This is a genomic window from Vibrio sp. (assembly GCF_047973365.1).
Classification (GTDB): Bacteria; Pseudomonadota; Gammaproteobacteria; order Enterobacterales; family Vibrionaceae; genus Vibrio.
Genome location: NZ_JBKEBW010000112.1, coordinates 1 through 25030 on the forward strand (window position 1 = coordinate 1; position 25030 = coordinate 25030).

The 25030-nt window shown below is 40.7% G+C and carries 19 protein-coding genes; 10 read left to right on the plus strand and 9 right to left on the minus strand.

Annotated elements, in window-relative coordinates; all coding sequences use genetic code 11:
- Positions 1-413: 413 nt before the first annotated feature.
- Positions 414-1493 (minus strand): alanine racemase, encoded by a 1080-nt coding sequence (alr, locus tag ACK5MF_RS14335; protein WP_416923279.1) that lies wholly within the window; start codon positions 1491-1493, stop codon positions 414-416.
- A 1036-nt stretch (positions 1494-2529) separates the two neighbouring features.
- Here alr and dgcN point away from each other — a divergent pair.
- Genes dgcN through ACK5MF_RS14350 form a run of 3 tightly spaced genes read left to right on the plus strand, consistent with a single transcriptional unit; the run spans position 2530 to position 5375 of the window.
- Positions 2530-3534: an N-acetyltransferase DgcN gene (gene dgcN / locus ACK5MF_RS14340; RefSeq protein ID WP_416923280.1), complete on the plus strand. Its 1005-nt coding sequence runs from the start codon at positions 2530-2532 to the stop codon at positions 3532-3534.
- On the plus strand, positions 3534-4508 hold the full coding sequence (dgcA, locus tag ACK5MF_RS14345; protein WP_416923281.1) for an N-acetyl-D-Glu racemase DgcA: 975 nt from the start codon (positions 3534-3536) through the stop codon (positions 4506-4508). The genes dgcN and dgcA overlap by 1 nt, the downstream gene beginning before the upstream one ends.
- 9 nt (positions 4509-4517) lie before the next feature.
- Entirely contained in the window at positions 4518-5375 is an 858-nt protein-coding gene (locus ACK5MF_RS14350) for a D-amino-acid transaminase (RefSeq protein WP_416923282.1), read from the plus strand.
- 200 nt (positions 5376-5575) lie between these two features.
- On the opposite strand, the gene narL is transcribed toward ACK5MF_RS14350, so the two are convergent.
- Both narL and ACK5MF_RS14360 read right to left on the minus strand, forming a co-directional pair.
- Positions 5576-6256 (minus strand): two-component system response regulator NarL, encoded by a 681-nt coding sequence (narL, locus tag ACK5MF_RS14355; protein ID WP_416923283.1) that lies wholly within the window; start codon positions 6254-6256, stop codon positions 5576-5578.
- A gap of 1 nt (position 6257) precedes the next feature.
- Positions 6258-8009, minus strand: a complete 1752-nt coding sequence (locus tag ACK5MF_RS14360) for a histidine kinase (protein ID WP_416923284.1) — start codon at positions 8007-8009, stop codon at positions 6258-6260.
- Between the two features lie 292 nt (positions 8010-8301).
- Here ACK5MF_RS14360 and ACK5MF_RS14365 point away from each other — a divergent pair, with 292 nt between their 5' ends.
- The 6 genes from ACK5MF_RS14365 to ACK5MF_RS14390 all read left to right on the plus strand — a co-directional run bounded on the left by ACK5MF_RS14365 (position 8302) and on the right by ACK5MF_RS14390 (position 17060).
- Positions 8302-9702, plus strand: a complete 1401-nt coding sequence (locus ACK5MF_RS14365; protein ID WP_416923323.1) for a NarK family nitrate/nitrite MFS transporter — start codon at positions 8302-8304, stop codon at positions 9700-9702.
- Between the two features lie 103 nt (positions 9703-9805).
- A complete protein-coding gene (locus tag ACK5MF_RS14370) occupies positions 9806-13570 on the plus strand; it encodes a nitrate reductase subunit alpha (RefSeq protein ID WP_416923285.1) in 3765 nt (1254 codons plus the stop codon).
- Between the two features lie 2 nt (positions 13571-13572).
- Positions 13573-15114, plus strand: coding sequence for a nitrate reductase subunit beta (narH, locus tag ACK5MF_RS14375; RefSeq protein ID WP_416923286.1), 1542 nt, complete (start codon positions 13573-13575; stop codon positions 15112-15114).
- The gene (gene narJ, locus ACK5MF_RS14380) at positions 15111-15827 is read left to right on the plus strand and encodes a nitrate reductase molybdenum cofactor assembly chaperone (protein WP_416923287.1); all 717 of its coding nucleotides are present in this window, start codon (positions 15111-15113) and stop codon (positions 15825-15827) included. Before narH ends, narJ begins: the two co-directional genes overlap by 4 nt.
- A 2-nt stretch (positions 15828-15829) precedes the next feature.
- Positions 15830-16507, plus strand: coding sequence for a respiratory nitrate reductase subunit gamma (gene narI / locus ACK5MF_RS14385; RefSeq protein WP_416923288.1), 678 nt, complete (start codon positions 15830-15832; stop codon positions 16505-16507).
- Positions 16508-16589: 82 nt separating this feature from the next.
- Positions 16590-17060 carry a hypothetical protein gene (locus ACK5MF_RS14390; RefSeq protein WP_416923289.1) on the plus strand — a complete coding sequence of 157 codons (471 nt, stop codon included), beginning with the start codon at positions 16590-16592 and terminating at the stop codon, positions 17058-17060.
- 154 nt (positions 17061-17214) lie between these two features.
- On the opposite strand, the gene ACK5MF_RS14395 is transcribed toward ACK5MF_RS14390, so the two are convergent.
- The 6 genes from ACK5MF_RS14395 to ACK5MF_RS14420 all read right to left on the minus strand — a co-directional run bounded on the left by ACK5MF_RS14395 (position 17215) and on the right by ACK5MF_RS14420 (position 23668).
- Positions 17215-17571 carry a PilZ domain-containing protein gene (locus ACK5MF_RS14395; RefSeq protein ID WP_416923290.1) on the minus strand — a complete coding sequence of 119 codons (357 nt, stop codon included), beginning with the start codon at positions 17569-17571 and terminating at the stop codon, positions 17215-17217.
- Between the two features lie 467 nt (positions 17572-18038).
- Positions 18039-19658: an IS1634 family transposase gene (locus ACK5MF_RS14400; protein ID WP_416923291.1), complete on the minus strand. Its 1620-nt coding sequence runs from the start codon at positions 19656-19658 to the stop codon at positions 18039-18041.
- 208 nt (positions 19659-19866) lie between these two features.
- Positions 19867-20565 (minus strand): substrate-binding domain-containing protein, encoded by a 699-nt coding sequence (locus ACK5MF_RS14405; protein ID WP_416923292.1) that lies wholly within the window; start codon positions 20563-20565, stop codon positions 19867-19869.
- Positions 20566-20688: 123 nt separating this feature from the next.
- Positions 20689-22119: a DASS family sodium-coupled anion symporter gene (locus ACK5MF_RS14410; protein ID WP_416923293.1), complete on the minus strand. Its 1431-nt coding sequence runs from the start codon at positions 22117-22119 to the stop codon at positions 20689-20691.
- Between the two features lie 104 nt (positions 22120-22223).
- On the minus strand, positions 22224-22934 hold the full coding sequence (locus ACK5MF_RS14415) for a 4-carboxy-4-hydroxy-2-oxoadipate aldolase/oxaloacetate decarboxylase (protein WP_416923294.1): 711 nt from the start codon (positions 22932-22934) through the stop codon (positions 22224-22226).
- On the minus strand, positions 22931-23668 hold the full coding sequence (locus tag ACK5MF_RS14420; protein WP_416923295.1) for a PIG-L deacetylase family protein: 738 nt from the start codon (positions 23666-23668) through the stop codon (positions 22931-22933). The genes ACK5MF_RS14415 and ACK5MF_RS14420 overlap by 4 nt, the downstream gene beginning before the upstream one ends.
- A gap of 168 nt (positions 23669-23836) precedes the next feature.
- Here ACK5MF_RS14420 and ACK5MF_RS14425 point away from each other — a divergent pair, with 168 nt between their 5' ends.
- On the plus strand, positions 23837-25027 hold the full coding sequence (locus ACK5MF_RS14425; protein WP_416923324.1) for a LysR family transcriptional regulator: 1191 nt from the start codon (positions 23837-23839) through the stop codon (positions 25025-25027).
- Positions 25028-25030: the final 3 nt, after the last annotated feature.

Sequence of the window (25030 nt, forward strand, 5' to 3'; positions counted from 1 at the left end):
AACAACGATAAGGGCGACTGCAAGGTCGCCCATTTTGTATCTACTTAACAATTTGGTTTGGCCGCTGATCAGTTAAGAATGGTACATACCTTCTGGCGTTACGCATAGCTGGCTGTTAGCTCAATTCCTCACTGTAAATGACTAACGGTTTTTGTAACCAAGACCTGGGCACTGCTCAGGTTTTTTTATATTTGCTCTACCATTTTAGATAAGCATATGCTCAGACCGAGCATCGGTAGAGCAGCGAATGGGCGTCGAACGCAAACGCGCATTCATTCGTCCCTGAAGCTCCGCCGAGCCATCCGTGGCTCGGAGGGTTTGCTTATCGACGCCCATTCACTGATCAGAAATTTTTCTTGCAGGTATACATAGCAAAAGAGCGTAGTTTCCACCACGCTCTTGGCTAATACTCGTCATTCCCCGATGTAGGTTTTATGCACTCGTTTAGCGAGTTTTATTACCAACTCATAAGGTATGGTTCCGATGTGTTGAGAAACCTTCTCGATAGGTAGGTTTTCACCCCAAAATTCAACACTGTCACCCACTTTGTCTTGTGAATCTGGACCTAAGTCAACCGTGATCATGTCCATTGATACGCGACCTGATATCGGCACAGTGCGTCCATTAATATAGACGGGTGTACCTGCTGGCACTGTGCGCGGATAGCCATCACCATAACCCATAGCGACAACACCGATGTAAGTATCACGTTGAGAAGTCCACGTTTCACCGTAACCGACAGATTGATTTGCTTGGTGTTTACGAACCGCGATGAGTTTTGACTTTAAGGTCATGCCACAATGTAAACCAAGGTCTTTACCGCTTTTGTTTTCGCAAGGGCTAATACCATACAGGGCAATACCTGCACGCATGTAATCCAAATGAGAGTCAGACCAGTACAAAATGCCGGCTGAATTGGCTAAGTTTTTTGGACCTGGGAAACGAGAAGTTTGCGACAAAAACAGATCGATTTGCTTTTGAGTTGAAGTGGATGAAAGATCATCGGCGCAGCTAAAGTGACTCATGAAACCAACAGGACCTGAAAGCTTTCCGGTGGCTTCTATTTGTTCCACATAATCATTGAGTTCACAAGGTTGAACGCCCAAACGATGCATACCTGTATCCAGTTTAACCCACACCATGACAGGATTAACCAAGGTGGCATTCTTCAGGTCTTCTAACTGTTCTTGGCAGTGAATCGCTGTTTGAAAGCCTTCACGTGCAGCGATTTCTAGATCGCTTTTACAAAAGCAACCTTCAAGAAGCAAAATCGATTGTTTAATACCTGCGTTTCTTAGTTCTAGCGCTTCTTCAATACGAGAAACCGCAAATGCATCTGCCTGAGCCAAAGCTTGCGCAGTTTTTACTGCATTGTGACCGTAAGCGTCACCCTTGATAACCGCGACAACAGGCTTGTTTCCACATTTCTTTTTCAGCAAATCATAGTTATCACTAAGCGCTTTTAGATTGATAAGAGCTTCAGCTGTGATCATTGAATCCGTCCTATTTATACCTTGTTTCCATTGCAGCTCAGAAATGGGGCTCACAAAAGAGTCGCTATACCCTTCCTACTTGAAGCTGCAGCGCTTTATGTTTTTAAATATGGGGGCTACGTTCGTTCACCCCAATCACATAGTTTATCTATGCTCATGGGGATTCACTCACTTGCCGCCTACCTGCAACTCCAAGTAGTTTGGGTATATCATACTGAGTAAATTCTTTTTCTCCAACAACGAGCGCTGGCTCGCAGGAAAAGATTTTATACATTTATTCAGCAATATACAGACCATACCAAAGCCAGATTATTTTGCAGTCAGAACCTCTAATTTGGAGTTTTCTTAATGGATAAAACCACTGCCTAATTTTTCTTCCTGACTTAGCTTCAAAACTTGTTTTCATTTAGATTAATAATCTAAATTTTGTTTATTTTTTAGATTATTAAATTAAATAATTTTTTTGTCATGAATGGTTTTCTATTACTTATCGACATTAAACAAGATCGTTAAATTCGCACTGTTTAGGCATCATTAAAAGTCATGTTTGTTTATAAACAGACTGTTATGGAGCAGATTGCACCGTAACTGTGCAAGAACACATGATCTCTGTCTCTCTCTAATCGCCTAAATTGTATACAAAAATGTTTTTTAGTGCTAACGATCACAAAATAGAAAATACTAAAAAAAATAAAATAGTTGGCATTAATAGCTATTATCTGTGTGTGTTCTTATTTTAGATATAACAGCTAATTTGGGGGACAATAAAACAATCTTTCAATTTTTAGCTTTGCGGCTTTCAGTAACTTCTTAAATTTTATTCTGTTCCGATATTTTATATAAATTCACTTATTTGAATATCAATTCACTTTTAAATGATTTTTTGCATAATACTTGTGCAAGTATCAGTTTTGATATGGTTGTGTGAATAATTGGCAATGATTCTCTCTATTGTTGATAAGGATAATAAGCTGTAGGTTGTAAAAGGATTCGATATTAGTGTCTGGTCTAGATGACCGAAATGGAGTAATGAAAGATGGAACTTAAACAACCGTATCTACTGTTTTTGGGTGATGCTGCCGATTCTCTAGCAGCAAAAGTAGCTCAAGGTGTTAAAACGTGGCGTCCTGAATACTGTGTAGGGCAATTGAGACTGAAAGCGTGTAACGCTGATGTAGGGCTCGACGACCTTAATATCGCGCAGGCTAAAGAGGCAGGTGCTAAAACTTTAGTTATCGGGGTTGCTAACCGCGGTGGCATTATCTCTCAAGAGTGGATCTCGGTACTTATCGAAGCGCTTGAAGCAGGTATGGATATCGCCGCAGGTCTGCACAATAAACTCACCGATATTCCTGAGCTTGTAGAATGTGCGGCTAAGAATGGCTGTTCGCTTTACGATGTGCGCTATCCAACGCAAACTTACCCTGTCGCGAATGGTAAAAAACGCGCTGGCAAACGTGTGTTGACTGTAGGAACAGACTGCTCTGTTGGCAAAATGTACACTTCGCTAGCCATTGAAAAAGAGATGAAAGAACGTGGTGTTGATGCCGATTTTCGTGCGACAGGGCAAACTGGTATTTTGATCACTGGTGCCGGTGTCAGTGCGGATTGTGTTGTCGCTGATTTCATCGCCGGGGCGATTGAAACTATCACACCAGCAAACGACCAACAGCATTGGGATGTTATTGAAGGACAAGGCTCACTATTTCATGCGTCATATGCGGGGGTTACTACCGGTCTCATCCATGGTTCTCAAGCTGATGCCTTAGTTCTTTGTCATGAACCCACTCGCGTTCACATGCGTGGTTTACCGGATTACCCGTTACCGGGTTTAAAAGAGTGTATGGAAGCCAATATCGCTACGGCTCGCTTAACTAATCCTGAAGTTAAATTCGTTGGTGTGTCTATCAATACCTCTGCTTTAAGCGAAAGTGATGCCATGACATATATGGATAAAGTTGAGTCAGACATAGGTTTGCCAGTTGTTGACCCATTTCGTCAGGGTGTGGCGCGCATTGTTGATAAACTTTTGGAACAGTAATGAAAGTAAAACTCTACACACAACGTTGGCCTATCCGTGGCAGTTTCACTATCTCACGGGGCAGTAAAACTCAAGCTGAAACCATCATTGTTGAGATTGAGCATCAAGGTTTGACGGGGCGAGGGGAGTGTGTTCCTTACGCCCGTTATGAAGAATCGATCGCCAGTGTATTGCAGCAAATTGCGGATGTCATTCCAGAGATAGAACGAGGTGTCACTCGTGAGCAACTTCAACCGCTGCTCCCTGCCGGAGCTGCAAGAAACGCGATTGATTGCGCCATGTGGGATCTTGAATGTAAGCAAAGTGGGCAATCGGTGTGGTCGCAAATCGGTTTACATGCTGAATCACTGACGACAGCATATACATTATCGCTCGATACTCCTGAAAACATGAAGAAAGCGGCGCTTGAAAATGCTAAGCGCCCTTTGTTGAAACTCAAGCTCGGTGGCGCAGAAGATTTGGCTCGTGTACAAGCAGTACGTCGCGGTGCGCCGAATGCGAAGATCATTCTCGATGCGAATGAAGCATGGACAATCGAAGCGTATAAGCAGCTTATTCCTGAGCTTATAAAACTTGATGTAGCAATGATAGAACAGCCTTTTCACGCCGATCGGGATTCTGTATTGGCATCTTTGGAACGCCCAATTCCGATTTGTGCCGATGAGTCGTGCCATGACCGACATAGCCTCGAGAAAGTGTCTGGACTGTATGATATGGTCAACATTAAACTCGATAAAACCGGTGGCTTGACGGAAGCTCTCAAGCTTAAAGCAAAAGCACAATCACTAGGTTTGCGAATCATGGTGGGTTGTATGGTTTCGTCTTCATTGAGCATGGCACCTGCTTTTGTCGTGGCACAAGGCGCTGAGGTTGTTGACCTCGATGGGCCGTTATTACTGAGTGAAGACATCGAAAATGGATTTGAATTTGACAACAATTCTATGCTGCCCTTTCAACAAAAGCTGTGGGGGTAAGGAGAAGTAATGGAACGTATCATATATTTAAATGGTCAATTTGTTGCTGAAAGTGAAGCAAAAGTATCGGTGTTCGATCGCGGCTTTCTTTTTGCGGACGCTGTTTATGAAGTCACCGCTGTTCTGGAGGGCAAACTTATCGACCATCAAGGGCATCTTGCTCGCTTAGAACGCTCATCAAAAGAACTGGGTATAAAAATGCCAGTCACGGGTGAACAGTTGATGGACATTCAACGAGAGCTCATCAAAAGAAACGGTTTGCTTGAAGGCGGGATTTATCTACAACTGACTCGCGGTGATGAAGGTGACCGTGACTTTTCCTATAGTGACGACATTGAGCCTACGTTGGTTCTGTTTACTCAGTCTCGAAGTCTGATTAATAGCTCGAAGACGCAAACTGGTATTAAAGTGATCTCGTTTGATGATATTCGTTGGCGTCGACGTGATATCAAAACAACCAGTTTGTTGCCAGCATGTATGGCAAAGCATGTTGCTCACGCAGCAGGTGCAGAGGATGTTTGGTTAATCGAAGATGGCTTTGTCACCGAAGGTGGTTCGAGCAACGCTTATATTGTGACTCAGGAAAATGCTTTAGTGACGCGTCCATTGAGCAACGATATTTTGCACGGTATTACGCGCGCATCATTGATGACATTAGCTCAAGAGCTGAACTTAACCATTGAAGAGCGTCTATTCACGATAGAAGAAGCTTATGAGGCTAAAGAGGCGTTTATCAGTTCAGCGACCACTTTCATCTGGCCAGTCGTGGCAATAGACGATAAGCCCATTGGTAGCGGTAAACCGGGAAATATCGCAATGAAATTACGCGAGATCTATATCAAAACGGCGCTAGAACTTGCTGAGTAATCTTTATCTTATGTTGGCGAATTTGTTCGGTTAATGATAATAAAAAACACCAAAACATTGGTTGGGTGTTTTTTATTATTAGAACAATTTGAAAGTGATATCCTTAAATATATTGCTCTAGAGAATAACATTCTATTCAAACATTAGCCTGAGGTTAAAAAATTTCTGCTTAACCTAAATTTTTAGGCAGAAATATCTGGTCATTCAAATCTGATTTTTTCTTGATGTACCCAAACAGCCGCTTCGACTCGGGAGCGTAATTGTAATTTTTTCAAGATATTTTTCACATGAACTTTCACTGTGCTTTCTGAGATAAAAAGTTTATTAGCAATCATTTTGTTTGATAAACCAATAGCAATATTTTCCAGTATCTCCCGTTCCCGATCACTAAGAATATCAATAGTTACATTGGTTAATTTTTCCTGCTTCTTTTCTCTTAGGTTACCAACTAAAATAGATGTTAATTCAGGACTAATAACCGTTTTGCCTAAACAAGCATTTTCTATAGAAGCGAGTAGTTCTTCGGGTTCCATATCTTTTAGAAGATATCCATCTGCACCTAATTTAATTGCTTTAGAGACATCTTCTTCATAATTTGAAACGGTAAAAATGATAATTTTACTTGCAATATTTTTTTCTCGTAGCAATTTTAATGTTTTCAACCCGCCTAACTCTGGCATATTAATATCTAATAAGATCAAGTCTGGTTGGTAGTTAATTGCATACTCAATTCCTTGCTGACCGTTACTTGCTTCTGCGACAACGGTTAAGTGCTTTCTAGTGTTAATTAATTGTTTAATACCATTTCTCAACATAGGATGATCATCGATTAATAGTATTGTGGCGGCATCGGCGTTGGTAAATGTATGCTCTTTAATCATATTATGCTCGTGAATATATAGGGAAAATAAGATAAAATTGAGTCCCTTTACCAGGAGAAGAGATAATATCCCATTTACCTGACAAAGACTGTGCTCTATCACCAATAATCTTTAGCCCATAACGGGAGCTTTCTTGTGACGTAGAAAATCCACGGCCATTGTCGAGAACAGCCAGAGATATATTGTTATCTTCCATTGATAAATTTAGAGTTACGTGGGACGCTTGTGCGTGTTTATAAATATTGTTTAACAGTTCACGAATGATTTGTATTAAATGTATTGAATGGTGAATGGATATCGTATTAGCAGGAATCTCATAACTGAAATTTATTTTTGTGCCCAATTTTTTGTTATATTCAGTTACCGTGTTTTCTAGTGCGGGTAAAAAACCTAGTCCATCTAATTTTAATCTAAAAGTGGTTAGTAGTTCTCGAAGTTGGCTATACGCCACATTTGTTTCTTCCCGCATTTCATTAAGAATTTCGACCTGCTCATTGCTTAGATTAGATAAATCCATTTGCAAAATACTTAATTTTATTTTTAGACAAGAGAGAGATTGAGCAATTGAATCGTGCAGTTCTCTAGCGATTGTATTTCGTTCTTTTAAAATTAATAACTGTTGATCTTGTTGAACTTTATAGAAAACGGAAAGTGATTGTGTTAGCAGTTCGGAAAATGTAATTATTAACTGTTCATTTTCTGTATTTAAAGGTAATGTGCTATCTGTTGATATGATAATTTCACCATAATCATTGCTAGAATCCTTTAGCCTTATATTGGTTGAAACTACATTTTCAATCATCGGCTTATCTTCGTCAAAGCAAAGATTACAATGAGAGTTTTTACAAAAAATGGGTCTATTTAGTGATCCGAAATCAAATATTTGATTACTATCACTTTCTTGATAATCCTTAATCGAAATTTTTACCTTGTATATGTTAGTTAATTCGATTAATTCTTGCGTTAATGGTGCTAACATATCGCAACTGTATTGTTCATTGTTAAATTTTTTACATGCTCGGTAAAGAAAATCCAAATATTTGTTTTTTTGATTAAGATCTTCAGTCTTTTGGTAAACGATCTGCTCCAAATTCATATACATTTCTTTTAAACTATCAGACATTAGATTAATCGAGTCACCTAATTCATCCATTTCATCTTTGTGCTTCTGCACGATAAATCTTTTACTAAAGTCTCCAGATTTAATCGATCTCGATATATCCAGTAGTGACATCCAAGGTTTAAATAGTCGTGAGTATAAATTGCTAATTGCATATAATCCAAAGATGATGACTAGGATAGTAAAGAATTTTTGAACATCTTCTAATGATTTAATATTTTTCTCTGTGCTGCGTTCGACTTTATCAATTAGAATATTTGTTTTATTTACAAACCTATCCAAATTTGATTTTATTGAATCAATATCTTGATTTTCTATCTTTGTTTTAAAGAAATCTATCAATTCATTATGCTCAACACTTAAACCACTTCCTATCATATAGTCATTGATTTCAGGATTATTTAGTATTGATTTAATAATGTTTATGTTTTCTGACGTAGTATGATTTTCTGTGGGAACAATAGATTTATAAATTAGCATTCTTATTGAGCCAATTTTATTAACAATGTGGGTTCGACCTTGGATATTATCCACAGTGATGAGTGAAATCAGCATCCCAGAGATCGACATGCTACAAAGTATTAATATAAAGAATGAAATTTTTTTGGTTATCGATATATTTAAAAAATTCATTATTTTATCTAAGATAACTAGGCTGTTGTATTTCCAATAACATATCGCTTTTTCAAGCTATGCGACATACTACTTGTGGGTTAATACCTAATAGTTTGTTTTGGTAACTCTTCAAACTAAATAGTATATGTTCAGTAATATCAGTGAGTTATAAACTTGTGGTATAACTATAACGAATAATGGTACCAACCAAGACGATTGTATTCGGCATATGTTCTTGATCTAAATCAACCATTTTAATGCGTGGTTATCACTAAATGTACTGGTTTTTCCAATAACAATGGTGTTAATCATGTCAATAAATATAGATACAAAGGACATGGCGTCGTCTGATCGAATAAGTACTCGTTCAATTAAACAGTGGTTCCCTGAAGATAATGAATTTTGGTTATCTCAGGGGCAATACATTGCAAAACGAAACTTATGGATTTCGATTCCCTGTCTTCTATTGTCGTTTTGTGTTTGGATGATCTTTAGTGCCGTCGCAGTTAACCTGCCCAAAGTCGGTTTTTCATTTACCACTGAGCAGCTTTTTTTACTAACAGCATTACCTTCGGTCTCCGGTGCACTCGGCCGCATTCCTTATTCTTTTACCATCTCAATGTTTGGCGGTAGACGTTGGACCGCATTCAGTACACTTATGCTTGTCATACCAATGGTTTGGCTTGGAGTAGCAATCAGTAATCCTCACACTTCATATTCCACTTTTGTCATGATTGCTCTGCTATGCGGTTTAGGTGGTGCGAACTTTGCGTCGAGCATGGCTAATATCAGCTTCTTTTATCCCAAAGCAAAGCAGGGCAGTGCGCTGGGCTTAAACGGCGGCCTTGGAAACCTAGGCGTAAGCGTAATGCAATTGGTGGTTCCTATCGCTATTTCCATTCAATGGTTTAGTGCGCAACCTCAAGGTTTACAATTACAAAACGCAGCATGGATCTGGGTCCCGCCCATTCTGCTGCTTAGTGTTATCTCCTGGTTTGGAATGAACGATATAGAAAGTGCCAAAGCCTCATTCAAAGAACAGGTAAAAGTGCTTAAGCAGGGGCATCTATGGCTGATGAGTTTATTATATCTCTCAGCGTTTGGTTCGTTTATTGGCTTCTCTGCTGGTTTTGCTATGTTGTCCCAAACTCAGTTTCCTGAAGTTGACGTTTTAAAATTTGCGTTTGTTGGTCCACTTATTGGAGCACTTATGCGACCTGTCGGTGGCGCTTGGTCAGATAAATTTGGCGGTATAAAAGTTACGTTTTTTAATTTCGTTCTGATGGCGTTATTAACCATTCTTATCTTCTTTGTCATGCCATCGGAAAATTCATCAGGCAATTTTGCTCTTTTTCTTATTATCTTTATGGGTTTATTTGCCTGTGCAGGTATTGGCAGCGGCTCAACCTTTCAAATGATAGCCGTGTTGTTCCGACGTATTGTTACGTTACAAGGAAGAGCGGCTGGTTTGGATGAAGAAGTTATTGCACGTAAATCCGGTACGGACACAGCCGCAGCATTAGGATTTATATCGGCTATTGGCGCATTTGGCGGTTTCTTTATTCCTCAAGGTTTTGGTTTATCGCTTTCCATTACAGGAACAGCGTCAAGTGCCTTAATAATATTTCTATTTTTCTATGTTGTTTGTTCCATTATTACATGGTTCGTTTATGGACGAAATATAGAAAATGGTTATGCAACAAAAAAATAAAATACATATCCAATTCGAATATTTATTTAATCGTTGATATTAGCTTTTAATTAATAATTAAAAATAAATAATAATTAGTTCCTAAATATAGGAGAAACACTGAATGAGCAAGTTTTTGGATCGATTTCGATACTTTAAACAAGTCGGAGATTCTTTTTCTGGTGAACACGGACAAACGCTAAATACGAACCGTGATTGGGAAGATGGATACAGAACACGTTGGCAACATGACAAAGTGGTTCGCTCGACTCACGGCGTAAACTGTACGGGTTCATGCAGTTGGAAAATATATGTTAAGAACGGTTTAGTGACTTGGGAAACTCAGCAAACGGACTACCCGAGAACACGTCCGGATTTGCCCAATCATGAGCCGCGTGGTTGTCCACGTGGTGCGAGTTACTCTTGGTATTTATACAGTGCTAACCGTTTGAAATATCCAATGGTGCGCAAACCACTTCTTAAATTATGGCGTGAAGCGAAACAACGCTATTCTGATCCTGTTGACGCTTGGCAATCTATCGTCACTAATCCAACTTCCGCCAAACAGTATAAAACTGCCCGTGGGCGTGGTGGTTTTGTCCGCAGTTCATGGCAGGAAGTGAACGAGATTATTGCTGCTTCTAACGTGCACACCGTCAAACAACATGGTCCTGACCGAGTGGTTGGATTTTCTCCAATTCCTGCGATGTCAATGGTTTCTTATGCTGCTGGCGCACGTTACCTGTCACTTATCGGCGGTTCATGTTTAAGTTTCTATGACTGGTACTGTGACTTACCGCCAGCATCTCCGATGACGTGGGGTGAACAGACCGATGTACCAGAATCTGCGGACTGGTATAACTCATCGTATATTATTGCTTGGGGCTCTAACATCCCACAAACCCGTACGCCGGATGCGCACTTCTTTACTGAAGTTCGTTATAAAGGGACCAAGACCGTTGCTATCACTCCCGACTACGCAGAAGTGGCGAAACTGTGTGACCATTGGTTAAATCCAAAACAAGGCACAGACACCGCAGTTGCATTGGCGATGGGTCATGTCATTCTGCGTGAATTCCATGTGAATCGTCAGTCTGAATACTTCCAAAACTATTTGCGTCAGTATTCGGATATGCCAATGCTAGTGAAACTTGACCGTCGTGAAGATGGCAGTTTTACCGCAGGACGATTCCTACGTGCTTCTGATTTGGTTAACAACCTAGGTGAAGAGAACAACCCAGACTGGAAAACCATTGCTATTGATGATCTCACTGGTGAACTGGTTGCGCCAAATGGGTCTGCGGGTTATCGCTGGGGAGAAAAAGGCAAGTGGAATTTAGACCAACTTGCTGGTGAAACGCAAGGTGATGTGAGTTTGCGTTTAGGCATCGCCGATCAAGATGATGTGGTTGATGTAGCTTTCCCATATTTTGGTGGTTTAGAGCATGAGCACTTTAATAGTGTTCCTTTGGCTGATTCTATCAATCGTAAATTGCCAGCGAAAAGCATTAAATTAGCCGATGGTTCTCAGGTTTATGTCACGACAGTTTACGATCTAACGTTAGCCAACTACGGTGTTGAACGTGGTCTAAACGATGCAAGTTGTGCACAAGAATATTCGGAAATTAAGGCTTATTCACCGGCTTGGGCTGAGAAAATCACCGGTGTTTCTGCCGATGAAATTACCCGTATTGCTCGTGAATTTGCGGATAACGCCGAGAAAACACGCGGCCGTTCTATGATCATCGTTGGTGCTGGTCTTAACCACTGGTACCACATGGATATGAACTACCGTGGTCTGATTAACATGCTGGTGTTCTGTGGCTGTGTGGGTCAAAGTGGTGGCGGTTGGGCACACTATGTGGGCCAAGAGAAACTACGTCCGCAAACTGGTTGGCAGCCACTGGCGTTCGGTCTTGACTGGCAGAAACCGCCACGTCATATGAACGGTACGTCATTCTTCTACAACCATTCAAGTCAATGGCGCTACGAAAAACTCAATACTCAGGAGTTGCTATCCCCGTTGGCGGATAAAACCCGTTATAGCCAGCATCTGATCGATATGAACGTTAAAGCTGAGCGTCTTGGCTGGCTGCCATCATCGCCACAACTTAACGTTAACCCGTTACACATCGCGAAACAGGCGAGTGAGGCAGGGCTTTCTGCAACCGATTACACCGTTAAAGCACTAAAAGAGGGTGAAATTCGTTTCGCATCTGAGCAACCAGAAGATCATTATCCACGTAATATGTTTATCTGGCGTTCTAACCTGCTGGGTTCATCGGGTAAAGGTCATGAGTATCTACTGAAATACTTACTGGGTACCGAACACGGCATTCAGGGTAAAGATCTGGGTGATTACAGTGTCACAAAACCGAATGAGGTTGAATGGAAAGATACGGCGACACAAGGCAAACTGGATCTTGTTGTTACATTAGATTTCCGCATGTCCAGCACCTGTCTGTTCTCAGATATCGTATTGCCAACGGCGACCTGGTACGAAAAAGATGACATGAATACATCGGATATGCATCCGTTTATTCACCCACTATCAGCCGCAGTCGATCCAGCATGGGAAGCAAAATCTGACTGGGAAATCTATAAAGGTATTGCCAAAGCCTTCTCTCGCGTATGTCAGGGACACTTAGGTAAAGAGACTGATGTGGTTACATTACCCATTCAGCATGATTCACCAGCAGAAATTGCTCAGGCATTTGATGTCAAAGACTGGAAGCTGGGTGAATGCGACCTGATCCCAGGTAAAACTGCACCACACATTATGACGGTAGAACGTGATTATCCGAATACCTACGCTCGATTTACCGCGTTAGGCCCACTGTTAAACAGCCAGGGTAATGGTGGTAAAGGTATTAACTGGAATACTGACAGTGAAGTCGAATTGTTGAAAAAACTCAACTACGTTCACCATGAAGGTGCCGCTGAGGGCTTAGCTAAGATTGAATCAGCGATTGATGCGGCTGAAGTCATCTTAACTTTAGCACCAGAAACCAATGGTCATGTAGCCGTAAAAGCATGGGATGCATTGAGTGAATTCACTGGTCGTGAGCACCGTCATCTGGCTATCAATAAAGAAGAAGAGAAAATTCGCTTCCGTGATATTCAGGCGCAACCTCGTAAGATTATCTCTAGCCCAACTTGGTCGGGTCTGGAAGATGAACATGTTTCTTATAACGCAGGTTATACCAACGTACATGAGATGATCCCATGGCGTACAGTGACTGGTCGTCAACAATTGTATCAAGACCATCAATGGATGCGCGATTTTGGTGAAAGTTTGATTGCTTACCGCCCGCCAATCAATACCCGTACAGTGCACGACATTATGGGTAAAAAAGGTAATGGCAATAAAGAGAAAGCACTGAACTGGATCACGCCACACCAAAAATGGGGTATCCACTCAACTTACAGTGAAAACCTACTGATGCTGACATTGTCACGTGGTGGTCCAATTGTATGGATGAGCGAAATTGATGCTAAAGATCTGGGCATTGAAGATAACGACTGGATTGAAGCGTTTAATACCAATGGCTCGTTAACCGCTCGTGCTGTCGTCAGTCAACGTGTACCAGAAGGTATGGTGATGATGTATCACGCACAAGAGCGTTTAGTCAACATACCCGGAGCTGAGATTACCGGACAACGTGGCGGTATCCATAACTCGGTGACTCGCGTCTGTCCTAAACCTACGCACATGATTGGTGGCTATGTTCATCAGGCTTATGGTTTTAACTACTACGGCACTGTGGGATCTAACCGCGACGAGTTTGTTGTTGTTCGTCGTATGAAAGAAGTGAAATGGTTAGACAACGAAAACAACGATTATACACAAGCACCTAACATGTACAGTGGTCAGGCAGGGGAGAAATAAGCATGAGAATTCGTTCACAAGTCGGCATGGTACTTAACTTAGATAAGTGTATCGGCTGTCATACCTGTTCTGTTACCTGTAAAAACGTCTGGACCAGCCGTGAAGGCATGGAGTATGCGTGGTTTAACAACGTAGAGAGTAAACCAGGTACTGGTTATCCAACCGATTGGGAAAATCAGGAAAAATGGAAAGGCGGTTGGATCCGTAATATCAAAGGCAAACTTGAGCCTAAAATGGGCAACAAAGTCGGCGTATTAGCAAAACTGTTCAACAACCCTGATATGCCAACGATTGATGACTATTACGAACCGTTCACTTTTGATTATGAACATCTGCATAACGCGCCACAAGGTAAGCATCAACCAATCGCTCGTCCTCGTTCGTTGATCACTGGCGAACGTATGGACAAGATTGAGAAAGGCCCGAACTGGGAAGAGATCCTCGGTGGGGAATTCTCAAAGCGTTCGGCCGATCAGAACTTCAACGCCATGCAAAAAGAGATGTATGGACAGTTTGAAAATACGTTCATGATGTACTTACCGCGCCTGTGTGAGCACTGTTTAAACCCAGCGTGTGCGGCTACCTGCCCGAGTGGCGCTATCTATAAGCGTGAAGAAGACGGCATCGTTCTGATTGACCAAGACAAATGTCGTGGCTGGCGTATGTGCTTAACGGGTTGTCCGTATAAGAAAATCTATTTCAACTGGAAGAGTGGTAAGTCAGAAAAATGTATTTTCTGTTATCCGCGTATTGAAGCGGGACAACCAACCGTATGTTCTGAAACTTGCGTCGGTCGTATTCGTTATCTTGGCGTCATTCTGTACGATGCTGATCGCATTGAAGAGGCGGCATCCGCAACCAATACAGCCGATTTGTATCAGAATCAGCTTGATATCTTCTTAGATCCAAACGATCCAAAAGTGATTGAAGAGGCGTTAAAGCAGGGTATTACAGAAAACGTACTTCAGGCTGCGCAAAACTCTCCAGTGTATAAGATGGCGATAGACTGGAAACTCGCGCTACCTCTGCACCCGGAATATCGTACTTTACCCATGGTTTGGTATGTCCCACCTTTGTCACCAATTCAGTCTGCTGCAGACGCAGGGTTTATTGGCAGTGAAGGTGTATTGCCTGATGTGAAGAGCTTACGTATTCCGCTTCAATACTTAGCCAATATGTTAACTGCTGGACAAACGGCTCCGGTGTTAAATGCGCTAAATCGTATGCTAGCGATGCGTCATTTTAAACGCGCCGAAACTGTTGATGGCAAACTTGATACCAGTGCACTTGAACAGGTTGGTTTGACTGCTCATCAAGCACAGGAGATGTATCGTTACCTTGCCATCGCTAACTATGAAGATCGTTTTGTTGTGCCAAGCAGTCATCGTGAATTAGCTAAAGAAGCGTTCCCAGAAGCGAAAAGTTGTGGATTCAGCTTTGGTAATGGTTGCCATGGTGGTGATGACAGCAAGTTTAATCTGTTCAATAGCCAGCGAATCAATGCCATTGATATTACGGCTAAGACATTAGGAGACGACTCATGACCATGAAATCGTTACAGTTATTGGCACTTTTGCTTGACTATCCTGAAGAGGATGTCTGGCAAAGCGCGACTGAATTGCACAATGCGATTGACTTGTGTCATGAGCTCACTAACCAACAAAAATTGGCACTTAATGAGTTTATCAAACTCATCACCAAAGGGTCTTTAATGGACAAACAGGCCGATTATTGTGATCTGTTTGACCGCGGTCGTTCGCTCTCCTTGTTGTTGTTTGAACACGTGCATGGTGAATCTCGCGATCGAGGGCAGGCGATGATTGATCTGATTAATCAGTATGCCAGTGCAGGAATGGAGCTTGTTTCTAAACAGTTACCCGATTATTTGCCAACGTATTTGGAGTATCTATCACGTTTAGAAAATAGTGAGGCCGTTGAAGGCTTAAAAGATATCGCGCCAATTTTAGCTTTGCTGCAAGAGCGACTCACTCAGAGAGAGAGCCACTATAAAGTGTTGCTACAAACTTTGGTTGAATTATCTGGTGAAACCATTGCTCAGCAAGTATTAGCCGACACTGTTGCTAAAGAAGCAAAAGATTATACACCGCAGGCTCTCGATGCGGTGTGGGAAGAAGAGCAGATTAAATTCTTAGGTGAAGAGGGATGTGCTTCGGCACAGCAAGTACAACATCAGCGACGCTTTGCTGATGCTGTTGTTCCACAGTACCTAGACATCAATGCATTAAATGGAGCTTAACCATGAATTTTCTAAGTGGTTTTTTCTTTGACATCTACCCATATATTGCCGGTGCAGTATTTCTAATCGGCAGTTGGGTTCGATACGATTATGGTCAATACACATGGCGAGCAGGTTCCAGTCAGCTACTGGATAATACCAACATGCGTCTAGCTTCTGGGTTATTTCACATCGGTATTATCGGCATCTTTTTAGGCCATTTTTTCGGTATGTTAACCCCACACTGGGTGTATGAGTCATTTCTTTCTCTGCCAGCCAAGCAAGCCATCGCTATGATAGCTGGCGGGGCGTGTGGTTTGATGACCATCGCGGGTGGCGCAATGTTACTTAAACGTCGTTTAACCAATGTGCGAGTTCGTGCTACATCCTCATTTGCCGATATTATGATCTTAACCTTACTGGTTATTCAGGCATCACTCGGTGTTTTGACTATTCCGTTTTCAGCGCAGCATATGGATGGCAGCGAGATGATGAAACTGGTTGGTTGGGCACAAGATGTCGTGACTTTCCATGCGGGAGCATCAAGTAATCTGGAAGGCGTGAGCTTTATCTTTCGATTGCATATGGTACTCGGCATGACGATCTTCTTACTTTTCCCGTTCTGTCGTTTGGTGCATATCTGGAGCGTTCCGGTTGAATATCTGACGCGTCGCTATCAAATAGTGAGAAGCAGAAGATAATTCCCTTTAACGAAGTGAGCACATTGATAATGTGCTCACTTTGCTTATTTTTTGATTAAATTGTTAATGATAAGGGCAAGATATGGTGTATCATGTCTCGAAAAAATACCTTTTAAAGAAAGGATTAGAGCCATTTATTGTTACTTTACTTTGGTCGTTGTTAGTTTATCTAATATCACTCATTATTAATATTGATATAAATGAACACTTAATATTTAATATAAAAAATTCTAATGCCATTTTGTTTTTAATAGCATCATTTATAACGATAGTCCGTATTTACTTTCTAACAGATACCGTGCTTGTGGTAGACAAAAATGGCGTGGTTTATCGAGTAAGAAATAAAGTGCTTAAATTTCCATGGGAAGGTTTATTAAGAGTCAGGATCTGCAAATCCAAACATAGGGTTATAAGTATTGAATTATTTCCTTACAATAAAAAATTAACAATACATTTTTTTGAAGGATTAACAGATTTGACTGACGATATTGAGAGGAATAGAAAAAATAAAAATGATACTTTATCAGAGTTTGTTGATATAAAAGATTTATAAATATTCAATCCATTAAAAATGTTAAGCGATTTTTAATCGCCACCCATCATACCAATGCGTCTTGAGCTAGCTTTGCTTCATGGTATTGAAGCTCTTATTTGAGCAATACTCTCTATGTTAACGAAATGCCGCCTATGTTAACGATTAGGTTTAGTTAGCGATTAGGTTTCGTTAACAACTCACTAAGGTAATCGTCCATTACGCTGATTAGCGATATATCATCATTGGAAATAGAGTGTCCAGATCTTACTTCAAATCCGCATAAGTAACCATTCTCAGTCTTTTTTTGCCAGATGATTTCTCCTTTTATCTTATTATCAAGAAAGTTGAAATAAATGGTTGCTCCAGACATACTTAACTGTGAACGAGTGAAAAATTTCATGCCATGTTCGGATACGTCAATAATTTTAATTCTTATAGCTGGCATATACCAACGATTGAATAAGCAAATTGCTGGTATATTATTAACATAATAATAACGTTTATCTTGACGACGTTCGTCTTGTTGCATGACACTAACCATAATTATTTTTATAAATTACATATAAATATATTATATTTCTATAAAAAATTTGCTATGAAAATTCTTCTAACCTTGTAGGTTATTTCTTAATTGAGTGCTGATGATTATATACAAGCGTGTTGGACACTCATTTTTATATATAGATGGTGTTGATGTGATGGGTCTACCTATCTGCAACTCCAAGCCGTTTGGGTGTAAGTGGGAATTATCTGATATTAAAAATGGATATCTCCCATGACTGGCATATTTAATGATGTGTTATCTTAGTGCAAATATATCTGTGTTGTATGTTTATAAAATTTAGGCTTGATTTAGTTGCTTATACTTTTCCTACTTGTTTGTGGTATGAAATTTTAAGTAGTTTGAGTATGTCGTCCTTATTATTTAAAGATTGATTTAAGAGTTTGTTATGTCAAAAGTTATCTTAGTGGTTGATCCGACATTCCGCAGCTAATTTAGGAATAAACTGCTTCATACAATTTCCCAAGTAATTTGAGTAACTGAGTTTGGTGGTCTCGCATACCTGTGGTAAACCGTTGTCCACCAAATTCAAGTGTATCTATGCCCTCAAATTTCAAGAACACCCAACGGGCTGTAGGTTTAGTCGTGGTCTTATTCTTAACCATGCTTGGGAAAAATTCTGGCTTATTCGCAAGTTGCTCGCGGATTTTGTGCTCAAGTCCGGCATAAACCAATAAGCTTAATGTCATTATCATGAGGAGCGATTCAATACGCTCTGGTTTCTTCAAATAAATTGAAGACGTTAAAAACTCAGGACTTTTGAGGAAGCGAAAGCCTCGCTCTACCTTCTGCTGGGATTTGTAGTGTGTCAGTAATTCGCCCATATTAAGGTCGGTACTGTCGGTATCATTCGTCGCTAAAATGAACATGCCTACTTTGAGCTTCGTCATTTTTACTTTCTCTAAATCGGTATACGGCTCAGCTTCGATTTGGTAGTGATAGCCTGTTGGTTCTGCGGTTTTTTTAGGTCTTCCCCGACCGGAAAAAGTCGGGATTTTTACAACCGTTGAAGACTCAAAACCCAAGAATTGGCACTGACTTGCGAATTCACACATGGCGCTCTGAGCATCCGCCTCACAAGCGAATTCTTTTTTTGTTAATTTATTCAGTAGGTTGAGTTCTGCAGTTAAGGTTCTGTCTATATTTTTATAAAAAGTGACGCTTTCTCGTTTTGTGGCCTGTTCACTCTTCACCAGCAACCATCGTTGTTTTACGTCGCCGTAATTGGCTTCAACCCAATGACCTGAGTAACCATTTTCAATCGGAAGCAATTGCTCTGGCTCTAATACTAGTAAAGCCTGTTTAGCCGATGCGATGGTCATGGGGACACGAGTAATAAACTTCTGTTTTTGTTCATCAAGAGATTGGATGCTTTCTTCGGTATAAAGAGCGGCATCAGCAATAAAATAGCGACTATTTTGTGCGGCCTTCAGGCAATGAATATGACGTTTTGTTACCTCTGCAAACGCTTTTGCATCGTTAGTATTGCCGCTAAGAGCCTGCATATAAACAGACAGTCCAGCTTGGTTTTCACAAATGAGTTCAAGTACAACTTGGTTTAGCTCCGGGCGATGATCTCGACTATAGCCTTTAACGAGTTTGATAGTCTTGGTCTCTTCATCAGTGGAAGTCTCATACTTACCATCGACATGAAAACTGGTGATATCAAGATGGACAGAGTCGCTAGTCAGTCCCAGTTGTTCCACAACATGTTCAGCAATAGCTTGATATAAAAGTGAAACATCAGCCTCAAACAAAGCGTCTAATGTCCGGCCAAGGACGTCATCCGTTAAATGGTGGGCTTCAATGTCTTTCGCGAGCAATCGTGCAATCGGTTTTGTCTCAAAAAAGTCGGAAAACATATGCAGTGTTCGACTGTGAAAGCCTAATCCGTTCAGGATCATAGCGAGTACGGCATCACCGTGAGAGACATTGTGGTCAGACGTTTTAGGAATAATCCGGTCAATAATACGAGGTAAGCCAACTTCATAACAAAAAGCAGCAACTAATCCAAGGTGATCTAAGCGTTTAATGACAGGTTGTGAAGTAGGCATAGTGAGCGACCCTTAAATAACAGTAATAGATCAAAACTGAGGATCGGGGTCAAGAGCGTGCTTACATTTTTTATCATTAGTGATCACGGGATCACACTATTTTAAATCTCAAATTAGCTGCGGAATAACGGTTAAAAGGGAGTATATGATCACAGCTAAATGTGATCGTCAAATTTAACGTGATTTTGGCTAAAAAACGTTCACGATCTCACCCTGCTTGGGGTACAGGAGTCATGCCATGTTTGGATTTAAGTAAATAGGACTCAGCACTATTTAAATAGGCAATGAATTCCATTAAATCTGTAGTCAATTTGGCTGTGCTTGGAATACCAACTGAAAATAGCGTATTGAGTTGAATCTCTTCCGGTAAAGCCCCCAGAATGTTAATACCATCACAAGTGATCAATTCGCTAAGCTGCTGAAAACCAATTTCAACTTGTCCACTTGCAATCATGTCGCCAACAGGAATACCTGGTGCCGCCTTGATTAGCCGATATTCTAATTGTGAAGCGATTCCCCATTCTTCAAATAGCTTTAATAAGTAGGTTCCACTTGGTCCTGTAGAATAACCAATAGTTTTTGCATTCAAAACAGCCTGCTTTACAAGATCCGCACCCGAAACATCAATGCCGATATGTTGACTAGACACTGCTATAGCCATACCTGAACTAACGATGTCTGTACGCGTCCCAGTTACTACTGCTCCTTTCTTAATAAGAGAATCTATAGCGTTGGATGCTAAAATAACGACATCAAATTTCTCACCTTGTTCAATACGCTGTGCTGCGACAACACCACCGACAGATTCTAAAGATATTTCACATGAATTTTGTCCCTTAAACTGATGAATTAAATCTGTTAAAAGATGACGTGTAGCCATAGATGAAATAATACGAATGTTAGACATATAATTTTCTCAAGTTAGCATGTATTAAAAATTACAATGAATTATTAAATTAAAAATATTTCATAAATAAAAAAGACATGCCGAATATTAAAAATGATGACATGTCCTTTGTGAGATATTCAGTTATTGACCAAGAATACCAATGGCATCCCACCAGAAGTATCCGATTGTCATCGTAACGATGAAACATACAGCGGCAACGATTGCACCTAATGTCCACCACTGTTTAACCGTGTTGTAACCAGAACCAAAGATGATTGGAGCCGAACCACCGCCGTAGTGTGTTAAAGAACCACCATACGAACTCGTTGCAATCATCACAAGTGCAAGCGCCATTGGATCAGCCCCAGCTACTTTACCTACGGTTAAGAAAACTGGAAGCATAGCAATTGTGTACGAGCTTGCTGAAGCGAAGAAGTAACGAACAATAATGCTAAGGAATCCAAGTACCGCTAATACTACATACGGGTTATTGCCAAAGTCCACATGGTTTTGAATAAGTGCAGCTAGCCAGTCAAATACTTTAGCTTTATTCAATGCGCTTGCTAGACCAATGATACCACCGAACCAAAGTAACGTGTTCCACGCGCCCTTGTTCTGCAACACGTCGTCCCATTGAATAACACCCAGTAGAACACACATGATCATAGCAATAATCGCTACAGCCGTTGCATCAAACTTAATAACAATACCCATCGTTTGAGCGAGAATAGAAGGTAATGCCCAGCCTAACAACGCGAATGCAAATATACCGACTAACACCTTCTCGTTTCTAGTCATAGGACCTTGAGCTTTAAGACCTTCAGCCGCAATCTTTTTGTTGTCTACATGCTTGATCGTAGGTTTTATGTAGTAATAACCTATAGCAGGAACAATCAGTATCAGCGCTAAACCAGGAATCAGCATTGCCCCAGCCCACAGACCCCAATCCAGATGAACATCTAAAATCTTGGCAATAAAGTCCGCAGTTAAAAGGTTTGGTGCCATTGCTGTAACAAACATAAAACTACTAACTTTCATTACAAAGTAAATGTTCGGCATTAAATATGAGCCTGCTTTATTCGCTGTTTCTCCCGGCTCTGATCCCAGAGTTTTTGTCACTGATAAAATAATTGGGTAAATAACACCACCACTACGAGCCGTATTTGAAGGTGTTACCGGAGAAATTAATAACTCCAAAAACGCGCTAACATAGTCCAGTCTTAATGTTGTACTACCAAACGAACGAATCATATGATAAGCAATACGTTTGCCTAGACCAGTTTTCACAAACGCCACACTAAAACCAAATGCAGCGAAAACAAGCCAAACGGTAGTCGTTGAATATCCGACTAAAATTTGCTTAGTATTATCTAAAAAGAACCCAGCAAATCCGACAATACCAAATAAAATTATTGCTTCAGAATACGGTTTTAATATTAAGCCAAAAATAGCAGCCAGATAAAAACCGAATAATCTCCAGGAAGATTCATTTAAACCTTCTGGCGGTGGTATAAACCATATTACCAATGGTATTAAAATTAATATAAATAACTTAATGAACTTACTATTCATACACAAGTCTCTCGTTATAGAACCATATATCGAGGCTTATTACTTTCTTTAAATTATATAGGTATTATTTTTTATAATTTTGTTGTTGAGCAGTTTGGGGGGATTTACTGTAATTCTTCTAGAGAACTAACGTAGCGTAATCCTTTTTTCGCAAGAGGCTCTCGCATTTGGTAAATATCCAAACCAAGTTCACCTGCTTCAAATCGTACTCGTTTACTCTCTTCCATATCTACACGGTTTTGAGCTGCATCAGCAACTTGCTGTGCTTTTTCATGAGCAACAATAACAACACCGTCATCATCAGCGATGACAACATCGCCAGGATAAACAACTTGGCCTGCACATACGATAGGAACATTCACTGAACCTAATGTTTCTTTGATTGTACCTTGAGCAAAAACTGCTCGCGACCATACTGGAAAGTTCATTTCGCGCAGAGTTTGACTATCACGGATACCAATATCACCAATCAATGCAGTCACGCCGCGTGCTTTCAACGATGTCGCGAGTAAGTCTCCAAAAAAACCATCATGGCAATCTGATGTTGGCGCAACAATAAGTACGTCACCAGGTTTGCACTGTTCTACAGCAACATGGAACATCCAGTTATCACCGGGAGTCACTAACACTGTCACAGCATTTCCCGCGACTGAACAGTTTTGCTGAATAGGACGAACACGCACATTAAGCAAACCTTGGCGACCTTGAGCTTCATGCACTGTCGCTACACCGTATTTTGCAAATCTTGGTAGCAAACTAGAATCCACTCGTTCGATGTTCTCTACAACAACCCCTTTCTTATTGATAATGCTCATGCCAAGTTCTCCGTTACTCTAGGGAAGATGCTTTGGTACCCCTCACCATGGGTAATGGTTTTCGCATTAGCGATACCAATGTTACGTTTTGCCTGAACACCACGTTGAAGCGCTACACGTGTGTAGTATTCCCATAAGTGTTCTTGACCAGCCATACATTGAATAGCAGCATATTTCTTATCCCAAACGCTGGTAATGTCCAACAATACATCTGGTTTCCAGTTACATTGTTCAGGTTGGTGTGGTTCAAAGCAATAAACTGGTGGAGCCGCTACGATTTTTTCGCCTGGATGATAACCTTCAGCTTGCGCAATAATTCGAGCTTCCTGAGTCAAATTCGCTGCAAGTGGGTGATCGTAGTTATAGGGATCCTGCATTGAGTGCGTCAGAATAAATTCAGGTTGCAAACGACGCATTACATCGGCAAGACGGAACAAGCTTTCTTTATCTGCACGTAATGGGTAGTCTCCCATATCAAAGAATTCAATAGTCGCACCTAGTGCTTTTGCTGCATCCTCTGCTTCCTTGTGGCGTACAGACTTCACCACTTCTTCAGACATATTACCTTTACGCCAAAGCTTTGCTGATTCACCGCGTTCGCCATAACTTAAGCATACAATATGGACGTGATAACCTTGTTCAACATGTAATGCTATAGCACCACCTGAACGCCAAACAAAATCCGCAGAATGAGCGCTAACTACCAGTGCCGTTTTTTTATTAGATGATTCCATAATAGCTCTCTTTTTCTTTAACAACTGGATTCAGTATGAAGCTACCTCTAAAAAGCGAATAGTGAGTTCTATTGAATTAGGTATGAATTTTATTTATGTTGGTTAAATGTGGAACTCAATGAATAATCTAAATTGAAAAAAGACGAAGATAAATTACCCATAACAATCATGCAGATAAGAGCTTTCTGCATGACTGTTGAAACAGGTTCTGCATCTGTAGCCGCGCTTAATTTGTTTCGGACACAGTCCGCAATTACTCGACTGATTCGTGACCTCGAACACATTTTGAACGTTCCATTGTTCGAGAGGCACGCCCGTGGAATGATGTTAACGGATATCGGCAGCGTTATTTTTCCGCGAGCAAAATCTGCGTTAGAAGAGCTTAATCAGATCCCTTATATTTTAAGTAGACTACAACCTAAATATGGACGTGCAACAGAGCTCAAAGAACCATCTTGGTTATACAATGAGAACCGACTTCTAATTTTTTTGGGGCTACACAAAAAGCACTACACTTTGCACGTCGCGAATGACTTAAATATTACACAACCAGCCGTAAGTGCTGCTGTAAAAGTCATGGAGAAAGGTGCTTCAACTCCGCTGTTTTATAGAACACCCAAAGGAATGGTTCCTACACCTGCGAGTAACGAAATTGCTCCATTTATTAGCCGTGCATTAAATTCCATAAAACGTATTCCTGAAGATATCGAAGCTTATCAAGGTAATATAACGGGCACGATATATGTAGGGGCACTCCCTCTTAGTCGAGCTTGGATATTACCAGAAGCTATTATTGAACTGATGAGTAAAAATCGAAACGTTAAAGTGGCGACAAATGAAAGTGACTTCTCTAACCTACTAGCTGGCTTATCATCAGGAGAGATTGATTTCATTATTGGAGCATTGAGATCCGAGGAATCATTCCCAGAAATCAAAACAGAGATACTGTTCGAAGAAGAACTTATACTGTTAGCTAGACCTAATCATCCGTTAACAGATAAACACGTAGGATTTAAGGATCTTAAAGATACTCAATGGATATTATCGAGAAATAATGCCCCCTCACGCCACTTACTAAACACTGAGTTCAAAAAAATTGGTTTATCGGCGCCAAAGCCTACAGTAGAAAGTGGTGACTTAGCTGTTGTTCGTGGATTGTTATTACGTTCAGATATGGTGGCAGTAGTATCTTCACACCAATTAGATTACGAAGTATCTCAGGGGATACTTGTTCCACTTCGTGTCAAATTAGGCGGCACGAAACGAGGTATCGGTTTAATGACACGCCATAATTCGATACCTACCCCTGCCGCTAATGCGTTAGCAAGCTGTATTCGTCAGGTAGTGAGAAATACCTAAGTA